Here is a 13,537-nt window from a genome sequence, read left to right as displayed (position 1 = left end):
GCCCGCGCAGATGACCGAGGACATGACCGGCGCCCCGCTCGACCAGGGCAGCCAGTGGTACGACGTCGAGGCCGGTCCGCTCGTCCGCCCCTACGCGCTGACGGGCGGCCGGACCCGGCCGGGCCCCGAGGGCGTCCGGTTCGACCTGATCGCGCTGGTCACCCTGGATCCGGCCGCGCAGGGCACGGACGACGCCCCGCTCGGCCCGGAACACCGCAACATCCTCGGCCTGTGCCGCACCGAGACCCAGTCGGTCGCCGAACTCGCCGCCGGCACGGACCTGCCGGTGGGCGTGATCCGGGTTCTCCTCGGCGACCTCCTGGAACTCGGCTGCGTCACCGTCAGCCGCCCGGTTCCCCCCGCGCAACTGCCCGATGAACGCATCCTCCGCGAGGTGATCGAAGGGCTCAAAGCCCTGTGACCGGCGGCCACCACACACAGCCACCGGGCGATGACCGTCGCTCGCCCCGCCGGTCCTCCACCCCACCTGCACCACGTCAACCCTGCCGGCACTCCCGAGAGAAGTGATCAATGGTCTCCGAGCACTCCGACGCCGCGGGCGGCGACACCACCGCACTGGCGTTGAAGATTCTGGTCGCCGGCGGGTTCGGCGTGGGCAAGACGACCCTGGTGGGTGCCGTCAGCGAGATCCGCCCCCTGCGCACCGAGGAACTGCTCAGTGAAGCCGGCCGTTCGGTGGACGACACCGAGGGAGTGGACCACAAGACGACCACGACCGTCGCCATGGACTTCGGGCGGATCACCATCAGGTCCGGGCTCTCGCTGTACCTGTTCGGCACCCCCGGCCAGGACCGGTTCTGGTTCCTGTGGGACGAGCTGGCCCAGGGGGCGCTCGGTGCCGTGGTCCTCGCCGACACCCGTCGTCTGGAGGACTGCTTCCCCGCCGTCGACTACTTCGAGCATCGTCGCATCCCGTTCGTGGTGGCCGTCAACTGCTTCGCGGGTGCCCGTATGCACGGCGCCCCGGACGTCTCGCGCGCCCTCGATCTCGACCGCGGCACCCCGGTGGTGCTGTGCGACGCGCGTGAACGCGACTCGGGCAAGGAGGTGCTGATCCGGCTCGTCGAGTACGCCGGGCGCATGCACACCGCCCGGCTGCTCGACTCCGTGAGCTGAGCCGCCGCTCGCCGGCTCCGCCGGCTGGACGCCGTCGCGCGTTCAGTCGGCGACGTCCGCCTCGGCCAGGACCTTGTCGACGGTCACGCGCACGAGGAGTTCGCCCGGGACACCGTTGCGGGCACCGAACTCCTCGGCGCGGTCGGCGCCCATGTAGCGAGCCGCGATCCGGGTGGCCCAGTGCCGCACCTCGTCGAGGTCCTCCGAGACGCGGGCACGGCCCTGCACCACGACGAACGCGTACGGCGGCCGGTCGTCGTCGACGCACAGGGCGACCCGGCCGTCCCGGATGATGTTGCGCCCTTTCACGGTCTTCTTGCCGGTGTTGAACACCAGCTCGTCCCCGTCCATCACGAACCAGATCGGCGCCACGTGCGGACTACCGTCGGCCCGGACGGTCGAGAGCTTTCCGGTGCGGGTGCCGTGGGACACGAACTCCCGCCATTGCGCATCGGTCATCTTCTCTGCCATGGCGTCCATCCTCCTTGCCCCTGCCCCGGTCGTGGGGAAGGCTGGCATGGAGATCCTCCGAAAAGGAGGGGAATCGTACGGGGAGAAAACGGGGAGAACGGAAGATGCCGCAGAACCAGGGGCTGGGCTGGCTGCTCGACGATCTGACCGAACGCGTCCACGACGTGCGGCACGCACTGGTCCTGTCCAACGACGGCCTGGTGACCGGGTCGAGCACCGGACTGCGCCGCGAGGACGCCGAGCACCTCGCCGCCGTGTCGTCCGGACTGCACAGCCTGGCCAAGGGATCAGGAAGGCACTTCGGAGCGGGCGGCGTACGCCAGACGATGATCGAGTTCGACGACGCGGTGCTCTTCGTCACAGCGGCGGGCACGGGCAGCTGCCTGTGCGTCCTGAGCGGCGCCGAAGCCGACATAGGCCAGATCGCCTACGAGATGACGCTTCTGGTCAACCGGGTCGGCGAGCATCTCGACGTGGACGCGCGCCAGCCCGAGCAGAAGCCGACAAGAGATCTCTGACCTGCGGTTCTGTCGCTCCCCGTGGAGTTGTCCACAGGCCGGGCACGCTCGGTGGTGAAACGGATACGGTCTGTTGCACGGCGATCGCGTCCGGCGTCAGCCGCCACTCCACGGGGGAGACCGACCATGTCACGCATCAGCACCACCACCGACGGCGCATCCTGCGCCCCCAGCCGGGCCGCCCGCGAACTCGACCTCAAACGCGGCGAGTTCGATCTGGCGGTGAACCTGGGCCTGATCCGTACCGTGCCCGACGAGGGTGGCCCAGGACGACGCGTGGCCCGGGCGGAGATCGACCGGCTGCGTGCCGAGGAGGGCTCCTCGGACGACCTGCGCCGGCGCGTCGCCACGGTGGGCACCCATGAGGGCGCCGAGCTCATGGGAGTGGCTCCGACGAGGTTCACGGCGCTGGCGCGTTTCGGCCTGCTGGTGCCGGTCCGCTTCTACCTGAACCGCTACCGCACCGTCGTCTGGCTCTACCTGGCCGAGGAACTGGGCCGGTTCGCGGCCGAAGCGGGCAACGCCCAATTGCTGACCGGACGGCGGACACCACCCGAGATGCGGGAAGCGCAGAAGGCGGGAACGGACCGGCGGCCCCGCAACTGGCGCGGACGTCACATCGGGTTCCTGACCCGGCAGGCCGGGGACGACCCCTGGGCGCGAGCCGCGGCTGTCGCCTCCCTCCTCGATCCGGCCGACGTCGCGGAGGTCGTGCCGGACCCCGGGGAGCGCGCACGACTGGACCGGTACCGCCCCCGCCTTCCCTCGCACGGCGCCCCGGGATCGCCCGCCGCCGAGCTGGCCGCGGCGCTCATGACCGCGAGCGAACCGGACGAAGTCGCCTGGTTCCGAGCCGACCTGGCGCACACGCTGGAGACGGCACGTGAACGCCCCGCGGCTCCCTCTCCCGCCGCGCGGCACACGCCGGCGCCCCTGCCGCGGCCCGCCTCGGCCGTCACACGCCGGGCACCCGGCTCCCACGCGCCGTCCCGGGGCGCCACCCACCCCGGCCCCTCCCTCCCCACCCGCCCCGGGTCCCGCTCCGAGTCCCGCACCGGGTCCAACACCGGAGCCCGCCCGGGTGGCCTGCTGAGCCGCCTCCGCCGCAGAGGCCGCCGGTAGCGCCGTCGTCAGGGTGCCGCCACCGGCTCCTGCTCCGCGCCTTCGTCCGGGGCGACCAGCGACTGCGTGAACGGAATGCGGGACAGCGCCAGGACCCCGGCGGCGATCAGTGCGACCCCGAACAACTGGGGCACCAGCCACCACCCCGACCGGACCGTCTCCTCGTACAGAAGGATGCCGAGGGCGAGACTCACCAGCGCGTCGCCGAGAGTGAGCGCCGGCTGGGAGGCGACCAGGGGGCCGGCCTGCATGGCGTTCTCCAGCAGGAACAGCGCGCACACGCCGGTCAGGGCGAAGGCATAGGTCTGCCACGTGGTGAGGAAGGCCACGAGTCCGTGCTCGTCGAGGATGTGGGTGGCCGCCTTCATCAGCGCGGCGGTCACCGCGTAACTGATCGCCGTGCCCGCCCCCAGACATGCGGCACGGGCACGGCCCTCGGGGCGCTTGAGAGCGGCGAGGGAAAGCACCACGACCACCCCCGCGCACACGGCCAGCGCGGGAATCCAGCGGTCCAGCGGTACATGGGTGCGGTCTCCGGACGGAGAGGCCGCGGCCAGGGCCACGGCGAGCCCGGCCACCACCATCGCGACGGCCACCCAGCCCGCACCGGGCAGATGCCGGTGCATCAGCAGAGAGGCGACGACCAGAGTGAGCGGAAGTTCCAGGACGAACAGCGGCTGCACGATCGTCAGCGGTCCCGTCGCCAGGGCCAGCGCCTGGCAGACGGCGGCGCCGATCACCGCGACGATGCCGGCCAGCCAGACCGGCCGCCGCAGCAGGTCGAGCATCAGTCCGGCCCGGAAGCCCTGCGCACGCGGCACGGTGAGCGCCGCCTTGCGCTGCAGCACGGTCGCGACGGCATTGCTGAGGGCCGCGCAGACGGCGAACAGAACGGGGAGCACGGTGTGCAGCGTGGTCACCTCCCGGTGGCGGCGGGCGCGTGACGCCGGCTGGCCCTTTCTCTGCCATGGTCACCGGGGCGGGCCCCGGGCGCGATCCGGGGCCCACCCCCTTGGGCCCGTACCGGTGAAGGCCGGCTCAGCCCAGCTTGCGGAAGAGGCCCTCCTGGACGACGGAGACGACCAGCCGCCCCTCCAGGTCGTAGATCCGGCCCCGGGCCAGGCCACGGCCGCCGACCGCGATGGGCGACTCCTGGTCGTAGAGCAGCCAGTCGTCCGCCCGGAACGGACGGTGGAACCACATGGCGTGGTCCAGCGACGCCATGTCGAAGCCACGCGGCCCCCACAGAGGCTCGACGGGGATGCGCACGGCGTCCAGGAGGGTCATGTCGCTGGCGTAGGTGAGGGCGCAGGTGTGCACGAGGGGGTCGTCGCCGAGCGGCCCGACGGCGCGCATCCACACGGCGCTGCGCGGCTCGGCGTCCCGGACCTCCTCGGCGGTCCAGCGCAGCCGGTCCACATAGCGGATGTCGAAGGGCTGGCGGCGGGCCATCCGCTCCAGCTGCTCGGGCAGGGCGCCCAAATGCTCGCGGATCTCCTCCGTGACCGTCGGCAGGGACTCCGGGTCGGGGACCTTGCGGGCCGGCGGCAGCTGGTGCTCGAAGCTGCCCTCCTCCGGCTTGTGGAAGGACGCGGTGAGATTGAAGATCGTTCGGCCCTGCTGCACGGCGGTGACCCGCCGGGTGGTGAAGGAGCGCCCGTCGCGCACGTGCTCCACCTGGTAGACGATCGGCACGCCCGGCCGGCCCGGCCGCAGGAAGTAGGCGTGCAGCGAGTGCACGGGCCGGTCGCCCTCCGTGGTGCGGCCGGCGGCGACCAGCGCCTGGCCCGCCACCTGCCCGCCGAAGACCCGCTGCAAGGACTCGTCGGGGCTGCGGCCGCGGAAGATGTCGACCTCGATCTGCTCCAGGTCGAGCAGGTCGACGAGACTCTCGGCGGGGTTCGTCGTCATGGGACGGTTCTCCTGTGTTCGCTGCTGCTGCCGGGCCGGTCAGAGCTGGCCGACATCGGTGACGCGGACGACCGCGCGGCCCTCGGCGTCCGAAGCGGTGAGGTCGATCTCGGCGCTGATGCCCCAGTCGTGGTCGCCGTTCGGGTCGTGGAAGATCTGCCGGACCCGCCACAGGGCGTTCTCCGGCTCCTCCTCGATGATGAGCAGCTTCGGCCCGCGGGCGTCGGGACCGGTGCCGAGGTCGTCGTACTCGTCCCAGTACGCGTCCATGGCCTCGCCCCACGTCTCGGCGTCCCAGCCGGACTCGGCGTCCATCTCGCCCAGCTCGCCGACCTGGTCGAGGGCGGCCAGTTCGACCCGGCGGAACATGGCGTTGCGGACCAGGACCCGGAAGGCCCGCGCGTTGGCGGTGACGGGCTTGACCTCGTCGGCCTTCTCCTGGGCCTCCTCGGCGGTCATCTCCTCCGGGTTGGCGAGCTGCTCCCACTCGTCGAGCAGGCTGGAGTCGACCTGGCGCACCATCTCGCCCAGCCACTCGATCAGGTCCTGCAGATCCTCGGACTTCAGATCGTCGGGGACGGTGTGGTCGAGGGCCTTGTAGGCGCTGGCGAGGTAGCGCAGCACGATGCCCTCGGTGCGGGCCAGCTCGTAGTGGGAGACCAACTCGGTGAAGGACAGGGCGCGTTCGTACATGTCCCGGATGACCGACTTCGGCGACAGCGGGTGGTCGCCGACCCAGGGGTGGCTCTTGCGGTACGTGTTGTACGCGTGGAAGAGCAGTTCCTCCAGGGGCTTGGGGTAGGTGATGTCCTGGAGCCGCTCCATGCGCTCCTCGTACTCGACACCGTCCGCCTTCATCTGGGCCACGGCCTCGCCGCGCGCCTTGTTCTGCTGCGCGGCGAGAATCTGCCGCGGGTCGTCCAGGGTCGACTCCACGACGGACACCATGTCCAGCGCGTACGACGGCGACTCGGGGTCGAGCAGTTCGAAGGCGGCCAGGGCGAAGGTGGACAGCGGCTGGTTGAGGGCGAAGTCCTGCTGGAGGTCGACCGTGAGGCGGACGATGCGGCCCTCGGCGTCCGGCTGGTCGAGCTTCTCGACGATGCCGCCGTCGAGCAGCGAGCGGTAGATGGCGATCGCCCGGCGGATGTGCCGCAGTTGCTGCTTGCGCGGCTCGTGGTTGTCCTCCAGGAGGTGGCGCATGGCCTCGAAGGCGTTGCCGGGCCGGGCGATGACCGACAGCAGCATGGTGTGCGTCACGCGGAACCGCGAGGTCAGCGGCTCCGGCTCGGAGGCGATGAGCTTCTCGAAGGTCTGCTCGGACCAGGCGACGAACCCCTCGGGGGCCTTCTTCCGGACGACCTTGCGGCGCTTCTTCGGGTCGTCGCCGGCCTTGGCGAGGGCCTTCTCGTTCTCCACGACGTGCTCGGGCGCCTGGGCGACGACAAAGCCCTCGGTGTCGAAACCGGCCCGCCCGGCGCGGCCCGCGATCTGGTGGAACTCCCGGGCGCGCAGGGTGCGGACACGCGTGCCGTCGTACTTGGTGAGGGCCGTGAACAGCACCGTGCGGATGGGCACGTTGACGCCGACGCCGAGGGTGTCGGTGCCGCAGATGACCTTCAGCAGGCCGGCCTGCGCGAGCTTCTCCACCAGGCGGCGGTACTTGGGCAGCATGCCGGCGTGGTGCACACCGATGCCGTGCCGGACGTAACGGGAGAGGTTGCGGCCGAACTTGGTGGTGAAGCGGAAGTTGCCGATCAGGTCGGCGATCTGCTCCTTCTCCTCCTTCGAGCACATGTTGATGCTCATCAGCGCCTGCGCCCGCTCCACCGCCTGGGCCTGGGTGAAGTGCACGATGTAGACGGGCGCCTGCCGCGCCTGGAGCAGGTCGGTGAGCGTCTCGGTGAGAGGGGTGTAGCGGTACTCGTAGGACAGGGGCACCGGGCGGGTGGCCGAACGGACCACCGCTGTGGGGCGGCCGGTGCGGCGGGTGAGGTCCTTCTCGAAGAAGGACACGTCACCGAGCGTCGCCGACATCAGCACGAACTGCGCCTGCGGCAGCTCCAGGATCGGGATCTGCCAGGCCCAGCCGCGGTCGCCCTCCGCGTAGAAGTGGAACTCGTCCATCACGACCTGGCCGACGTCCGCGTCCTTGCCGTCGCGCAGCGCGATCGACGCGAGGACCTCGGCGGTGCAGCAGATGACGGGGGCGTCGGCGTTGACCGAGGCGTCGCCGGTGAGCATGCCGACGTTCTCGGTGCCGAAGATCTTGCACAGTTCGAAGAACTTCTCCGACACCAGCGCCTTGATCGGGGCGGTGTAGAAGGTGACCTCGTCGCGCGCGAGGGCCGCGAAGTGCGCGCCCGCCGCGATCATGCTCTTGCCGGACCCGGTGGGCGTCGACACGATCACGTTCGCGCCGGAGACCACCTCGATCAGCGCCTCCTCCTGGTGGGGGTAGAGCGTGAGCCCCCGCTCGCCGGCCCACGACTCGAAGGCTTCGTACAGGGCGTCGGGGTCGGCGGTCCGCGGCAGCTGATCGATGAGGGTCACGCCCCCATCTTGCCTGGCCCGGTGCCCGATGCGGGAATCGGCTGCGGTCCCGAAGATCACGAACGCTACGCTGGGGCGCCGACCGCGCGTCGGCGCTCCCGGTCAACTGGACAGCGGCACATGAGGAATGGGGCGGGCAACGGCCATGATGGGACCAGCACACTCACTGTCGGGCGCCGCCGCCTGGCTCGGCGTAGGTGCGGCCTCGGCCGCCGCCGGGCACACGATGCCCTGGCCGGTCCTCCTGGTCGGCGCGCTGATCTGCGCCGGTGCCGCCCTCGCCCCGGACCTCGACCACAAGGCGGCCACGATCTCCCGGTCCTTCGGGCCGGTGTCGCGCTGGCTGTGCGAGATCGTCGACAAGCTGTCCTACGCCGTCTACAAGGCGACGAAGAAGCAGGGCGACCCGCGCCGCTCCGGCGGGCACCGCACGCTCACCCACACCTGGCTGTGGGCGGTGCTGATCGGGGCGGGCACGTCGGTGGTGGCCCTCACCGGCGACCGCTGGGGCGTCCTGGCGATCCTCTTCGTGCACATGGTGCTGGCCATCGAGGGCCTGCTGTGGCGTGCCACCCGGGGCTCCAGCAGCGAGGTCCTGGTGTGGCTCCTGGCCGCGACCACCGCGTGGATCCTCGCGGGCGTGCTGGACCAGCCGGGCAACGGCGCGGACTGGCTGTTCACCGCACCGGGCCAGGAGTACCTGTGGCTGGGGCTGCCGGTCGTGCTCGGCGCGATCGTGCACGACATCGGCGACGCCCTCACCGTCTCCGGCTGCCCGATCCTGTGGCCCATCCCCGTCGGCCGCAAGCGCTGGTACCCGGTCGGTCCGCCGAAGTTCATGCGCTTCCGGGCGGGCAGCTGGGTGGAGCTGAAGGTACTGATGCCGGTGTTCATGCTGCTCGGCGGGGTGGGCTGCGCGGCGGCGCTCAACGTGATCTGACCGCCTCGCGGGCGTGCGGGCGTGCGGGCGTGCGGGCAGCGGGTGGCCCGTGCGGCCCGACCGGCGGTGGCCGGCCGCGGGAGCTCAGCCGCTGCCGCCGTAGCGCCGCTCGAACGCGGCGACGCGGCCCTCCGTGTCCACCGTGCGGGCCTTGCCCGTGTAGAAGGGGTGGCTCTCCGAGGAGATCTCCACGTCCACCACCGGGTAGGTCTCACCGTCGTCCCACTCGATGGTCTGGTCGCTGGTGGCGGTGGACCGGGTGAGGAACGCGTACCCGGCGGCGCGGTCGCGGAAGACGACGGGGTGGTAGTCGGGGTGCTTGTCCTGCTGCATGGATGCTCCTCGGGCGACTGAGGTGACGGAGAGCTCGGGGCGGGCGGCGGGGCGGAGCCCTGGATCAGCCGGGCAGGGTGTCCTCGTCGACGATGTGCACCGCGGCCTCCTCGGCCGACGCCGCGGCACCGTCGATGCCCACGTCCAGGGCGACCAGCGCGGCCTCCTCCTCGTGGGCGCCCTCGTCGGGGGCGACCAGCCGGCCGGAGCGGGCCGCGCCGACCTCGTTGTCCAGCAGTTCCCCGTCGGTGCCCGCGCAGTCCCCGATCCCGTCGCCGTCGTCGGCCGCGCCGTCCGGCAGCTCCTCCGCGAGCCGCTGGTCGAGTGTCTCCCCGCGCAGCCGTTCGGCCGCCGTGACGCCCAGGTGCTCGACGGCCCAGGGCCGCTCCGGAGGGGACCAGCCCCGGTCGAGAGGATCGTCGACTCCGTCGTAGTCCAGGGTGTCCTCGGAGTCGAGCACCCCCGTGTCCTCTCTCTGCTCGTTCTGTTCCGGCTGGTAGACGTCGTCTCCCCAGCCGTCGGAGCTGCTCACGGGTACCTCCAGGGGGTGGGACGGGCCCGCTCGCACCAGGGCCCGCGCCGGGCCGCCGCCGCACCGGACGGGGCAGGTGCCGGCGCCCCCGGCGGGATCCGGGCCCGCCGGGGTGCCGCTGCTGTCGCGGCCCCTCGGGCGTTCCCCGAGCCGGTGCCTGTTTCCAGAGTTCCACCGAGCCGCGGGACCCCGCAACGCCAGGCGTCGGCGGCGGCTGCGCCCCGTCGCCCCTCAGCCGTGCCAGGACCGCCACAGCGACGCGTACGCGCCGTCCGCCGCGACCAGTTCGTCATGGCTGCCCAGTTCGCTGATCCGCCCGTTCTCGACCACGGCGATGACGTCCGCGTCGTGCGCGGTGTGCAGCCGGTGGGCGATGGCGACGACCGTGCGGCCGTCGAGGACCCGGGCCAGGGAACGTTCCAGGTGGCGGGCGGCACGCGGGTCGAGCAGGGACGTCGCCTCGTCGAGGACCAGGGTGTGCGGGTCGGCCAGCACCAGGCGGGCCAGCGCGATCTGCTGGGCCTGGGCGGGCGTGAGGCCCAGGCCGCCCGAGCCGACCTCGGTGTCCAGGCCGTCCTCCAGGGCCCGGGCCCAGCCGTCCGCGTCGACGGCCCCCAGCGCGGCCCACAGCTCGGCGTCGACGGCTCCGGACCTGGCCAGCCGGAGGTTGTCGCGCAGGGAGCCCACGAAGACGTGGTGCTCCTGGTTGACCAGCGCCACGTGCTCGCGGACGCGTTCGGCGGGCATCCGGGACAGTTCGGCCTCGCCCAGGGTGATCCGGCCGTCCCGGGGCGCGTAGATGCCGGCGAGCAGCCGCCCCAGCGTGGACTTGCCCGCGCCCGAGGGACCGACCAGGGCCAGCCGCGTGCCGGGGGCGACCTGCAATGACACCTCGCGCAGGACGTCCACGCCCTCCAGGTACCCGAAGTGCACCCGGTCGGCGTGCACGTGCCGTCCCTCCGGCGCCACGGTGCGATCGCCTTGGTCGGGCTCGATGTCCCGCACGCCCACCAGCCGGGCCAGGGAGACCTGGGCGACCTGGAGCTCGTCGTACCAGCGCAGGATCAGCCCGACCGGGTCGACGAGCATCTGGGCGATGAGCGCGCCGGTGGTGAGCTGGCCGACGTCGATCCACCCCTGCAGGGCGAACACGCCCCCGATCATGAGCACCGCGCCCAGGACGGTGAAGTGGGTGACGTTGATGACGGGGAAGAGCACCGAGCGCAGCCACAGCGTGTACCGCTCCCAGGCGGTCCACTCCTGGATGCGGCGCTCCGACAGGGCGATGCGGCGGTCGCCGAGGCGGTGTGCCTCGACCGTGCGCCCGGCGTCGACGGTCTCGGCCAAGGCGGCGGCCACGGCGGCGTACCCGGCGGCCTCCGAACGGTACGCCGCGGGCGCCCGGCGGAAGTACCAGCGGCAGCCGGCGACCAGCAGCGGCAGGGCGACCAGGACGGCGAGGGCCAGCGGCGGCGCGGTGACGACCAGCCCACCCATCAGCAGGACCACCCACACCACACCGATCGACAGCTGCGGCACGGCCTCGCGCATGGCGTTGCCGAGCCGGTCGATGTCGGTGGTGATCCGCGACAGCAGGTCGCCGGTGCCGGCCCGTTCCAGCACACCGGGCGGCAGCCCGACCGACCGGACGAGGAAGTCCTCCCGCAGGTCGGCCAGCATCCGCTCGCCCAGCATCGCGCCGCGCAGCCGCACCTGGCGGACGAACAGGGCCTGCACGAGCAGCGCGCCCAGGAAAAGGCCCGCGGTGAGTTCCAGGCGCAGTTCCCGGGTCCCGTCGGAGACCCGCTCCACGAGCCCGCCCAGCAGCCACGGTCCGGCCATGGAGGCGATGACGGCCACGGTGTTCACGGCGACCAGGGCCGCGAACGCGCGCCGGTGCCGGCGCAGCAGCTCGGTGACGTAGGCGCGGACGGTCGCGGGGGCACCGACCGGCAGGGTGCTCGCCGTCGTCGGGGCCGCCGGGTCGTAGGCCGGTGGTGCGACGCCGATCATGCCTTCTCCTCGATCTCTTCCAGTTTCCGCAGCATGTCCGCCCCGGTGAGTTCCGCCCGCAGCACGGCCGAAGGGGCCGTCGTGTCCCGCGCGGCCTCGTCGTCCGTCTCGCGGGTGACCACCGACCGGTAGCGGGGCTCGCCCCGGAGCAGCTCGCGGTGCGTCCCGGCCGCCACCACCTCGCCGCCGTGCAGGAACACCACCCCGTCCGCCCGGTCCAGCAGCAGCGGGGAGGAGGTGAACACCACGGTCGTACGCCCGGCGCGCACGTCCCGCAGGCCCGCGGCGATCCGGGCCTCGGTGTGCGAGTCGACCGCCGAGGTCGGTTCGTCGAGCACGAGGACCTGCGGGTCGGTGACCAGTGAGCGGGCTAGGGCGAGCCGCTGCCGCTGACCGCCGGACAGGGACCGGCCGCGCTCGGTGATCCGCGCGTCCATGGGATCGGCGGCCTCCAGCGAGCCCTGTGCCAGCGCCGCCAGCACGTCGTCGCACTGCGCGGCCGTCAGGGCCCGCTGGAGCTCGACCTTGCCCGAGGCGGGTACGTCGAGCAGCTCCCGCAGTGTGCCCGACAGCAGCACCGGGTCCTTGTCCTGGACGAGGACCGCCGACCGGGCGTCGTCCAGCGGGAGTTCGTCGAGCGGGACGCCGCCGAGCAGCGCGGAGGTGCCTTGCTGCGACGGGTGCCCGCCCAGGCGTTCCGCCAGCCGGCCCGCCGCGTCCGGGTCACCGCACACCACCGCCGTGAGACGCCCGGCGGGGGCGAGCAGCCCGGTCTGCGGGTCGTACAGGTCCCCCGAGACAGAATGCAGGTCCCCCGAGAGGGAATGCAGGTCCGCCGAGCGGGAACCGGCCGCCCGTGTGCCCGTGCTGTCCGTGGCCCGTTCCAGCGCCAGCACGCCCGCGGCCCGTCGTGCGGAGGGGCGGGAGAAGGAGTACGCCATGGCGATCTCCTCGAAGTGGCGCAGCGGGTAGCTGAGGATCATCACCGAGCTGTAGACGGTGACCAGTTCGCCGACCGTGATCCGGCCCTGGCGTGCCAGGTCCACGCCGTACCAGACGAGGCCGACGAGCAGCAGCCCGGGCAGCAGCACCTGGATCGCGGCGATCAGGGACCACATACGGGCGCTGCGCACGGCCGCGTGCCGGACCTCCTGGGAGGCGTCGCGGTAGCGGTCGAGGAACAGCTCCTCGCCGCCGATGCCGCGCAGGACGCGCAGACCGGCGACGGTGTCGGAGGCGAGCTCGGTGGCGCGGCCCGCCTTCTCGCGCTGCACGTCGGCCCGCCGGGTGGCGCGCGGAAGGAGCGGGAGCACGGCGAGGGCCACCACGGGCAGCCCCAGGGCGACGACCACGCCGAGCGCGGGCTGGTGCACCAGTAGCGCTGCGCAGACCAGCACGACGGTGACCACGGCCGCGGTGAACCGGGACAGCGCCTCGACGAACCAGCCGATCTTCTCCACGTCCCCCGTGGAGACCGCCACGACCTCGCCGGCCGCCACCCGCCGGGTCAGCGCCGAGCCCAGCCGTGCGGCCTTGCGGGCGAGGAGCTGCTGGACCCGGGCAGCCGCGGTGATCCAGTTGGTGACGGCCGCGCGGTGCAGGAAGGTGTCGCCGACCGCGCTTCCGGCGCAGGCCAGCGCCAGCAGACCGCCCGCCAGGGCGAGTTGCGACCCGGACCGGTCGACGACGGCCTGCACGGCGACGCCCACGCAGAACGGCAGCGCGGCGACGCAGCCGAAGTGCAGCAGGCCCCAGGCCAGTGCCTTCGTCTGCCCGCCGAGCTGGTTGCGGAACAGCCACCACAGGAAGCGGGAACCCGAACGCGCGTCCGGCACGCCCGGGTCGGGGTACGGAAGGTCTTGGATCTTCATGACGTCCCAGTGGCTCGTGTCAGGCGGAAAGGGGTGAGGACGAGGTGCGAGGGCGAGAGCGAGGGGGAGAGGAGGGCGAGGGGAGGGGACGAGAGGGTGCGGACCGAAGGCAGCAAACCGTGACAGGTTCGCGGTG

General features: G+C 72.4%; 13 protein-coding genes. 5 read left to right on the top strand and 8 right to left on the bottom strand.

The features are described 5' to 3' along the window. Positions 1-10 precede the first annotated feature (10 nt). Both ACH4C6_RS12545 and ACH4C6_RS12540 read left to right on the top strand, forming a co-directional pair. Complete coding sequence (locus ACH4C6_RS12545; RefSeq protein ID WP_398108538.1) at positions 11-421, top strand: DUF742 domain-containing protein; 411 nt, start codon at positions 11-13, stop codon at positions 419-421. Between the two features lie 110 nt (positions 422-531). Continuing rightward, on the top strand, positions 532-1,137 hold the full coding sequence (locus tag ACH4C6_RS12540; protein ID WP_398108537.1) for a GTP-binding protein: 606 nt from the start codon (positions 532-534) through the stop codon (positions 1,135-1,137). A 42-nt stretch (positions 1,138-1,179) separates the two neighbouring features. On the opposite strand, the gene ACH4C6_RS12535 is transcribed toward ACH4C6_RS12540, so the two are convergent. Next, complete coding sequence (locus tag ACH4C6_RS12535; protein WP_398108536.1) at positions 1,180-1,608, bottom strand: PPOX class F420-dependent oxidoreductase; 429 nt, start codon at positions 1,606-1,608, stop codon at positions 1,180-1,182. 104 nt (positions 1,609-1,712) lie between these two features. Here ACH4C6_RS12535 and ACH4C6_RS12530 point away from each other — a divergent pair, with 104 nt between their 5' ends. Beyond that, positions 1,713-2,126 (top strand): roadblock/LC7 domain-containing protein, encoded by a 414-nt coding sequence (locus ACH4C6_RS12530; RefSeq protein WP_398108535.1) that lies wholly within the window; start codon positions 1,713-1,715, stop codon positions 2,124-2,126. A 126-nt stretch (positions 2,127-2,252) separates the two neighbouring features. Beyond that, positions 2,253-3,248 (top strand): DUF6397 family protein, encoded by a 996-nt coding sequence (locus ACH4C6_RS12525; RefSeq protein ID WP_398108534.1) that lies wholly within the window; start codon positions 2,253-2,255, stop codon positions 3,246-3,248. An 8-nt stretch (positions 3,249-3,256) separates the two neighbouring features. On the opposite strand, the gene ACH4C6_RS12520 is transcribed toward ACH4C6_RS12525, so the two are convergent. From ACH4C6_RS12520 to ACH4C6_RS12510, 3 genes are all read right to left on the bottom strand, one after another. Beyond that, positions 3,257-4,159 (bottom strand): DMT family transporter, encoded by a 903-nt coding sequence (locus ACH4C6_RS12520; RefSeq protein WP_398108722.1) that lies wholly within the window; start codon positions 4,157-4,159, stop codon positions 3,257-3,259. 127 nt (positions 4,160-4,286) lie between these two features. After that, complete coding sequence (locus tag ACH4C6_RS12515) at positions 4,287-5,159, bottom strand: acyl-CoA thioesterase (RefSeq protein ID WP_398108533.1); 873 nt, start codon at positions 5,157-5,159, stop codon at positions 4,287-4,289. Positions 5,160-5,198: 39 nt separating this feature from the next. Then, on the bottom strand, positions 5,199-7,712 hold the full coding sequence (locus tag ACH4C6_RS12510; protein WP_398108532.1) for a DEAD/DEAH box helicase: 2,514 nt from the start codon (positions 7,710-7,712) through the stop codon (positions 5,199-5,201). A gap of 145 nt (positions 7,713-7,857) precedes the next feature. On the opposite strand from ACH4C6_RS12510, the gene ACH4C6_RS12505 reads away from it, so the two are divergent. Next, positions 7,858-8,652: a metal-dependent hydrolase gene (locus ACH4C6_RS12505; RefSeq protein ID WP_398108531.1), complete on the top strand. Its 795-nt coding sequence runs from the start codon at positions 7,858-7,860 to the stop codon at positions 8,650-8,652. Positions 8,653-8,736: 84 nt separating this feature from the next. On the opposite strand, the gene ACH4C6_RS12500 is transcribed toward ACH4C6_RS12505, so the two are convergent. From ACH4C6_RS12500 to ACH4C6_RS12485, 4 genes are all read right to left on the bottom strand, one after another. Further along, positions 8,737-8,985, bottom strand: coding sequence for a type B 50S ribosomal protein L31 (locus ACH4C6_RS12500; RefSeq protein WP_369198500.1), 249 nt, complete (start codon positions 8,983-8,985; stop codon positions 8,737-8,739). A 64-nt stretch (positions 8,986-9,049) separates the two neighbouring features. Beyond that, positions 9,050-9,517 carry a DUF5709 domain-containing protein gene (locus ACH4C6_RS12495; protein WP_398108530.1) on the bottom strand — a complete coding sequence of 156 codons (468 nt, stop codon included), beginning with the start codon at positions 9,515-9,517 and terminating at the stop codon, positions 9,050-9,052. 231 nt (positions 9,518-9,748) lie between these two features. Further along, the gene (locus tag ACH4C6_RS12490; protein ID WP_398108529.1) at positions 9,749-11,530 is read right to left on the bottom strand and encodes an ABC transporter ATP-binding protein; all 1,782 of its coding nucleotides are present in this window, start codon (positions 11,528-11,530) and stop codon (positions 9,749-9,751) included. Continuing rightward, on the bottom strand, positions 11,527-13,401 hold the full coding sequence (locus ACH4C6_RS12485; protein WP_398108528.1) for an ABC transporter transmembrane domain-containing protein: 1,875 nt from the start codon (positions 13,399-13,401) through the stop codon (positions 11,527-11,529). The genes ACH4C6_RS12490 and ACH4C6_RS12485 overlap by 4 nt, the downstream gene beginning before the upstream one ends. Between the last annotated feature and the right edge of the window lie 136 nt (positions 13,402-13,537).

Source organism: Streptomyces sp. NPDC017943 (genome assembly GCF_044328425.1).
Lineage (GTDB): Bacteria > Actinomycetota > Actinomycetes > Streptomycetales > Streptomycetaceae > Streptomyces > Streptomyces djakartensis_A.
The sequence above is the reverse complement of the archived record's forward strand: the minus strand, read 5'-3'. Positions and strand labels throughout refer to the sequence as shown.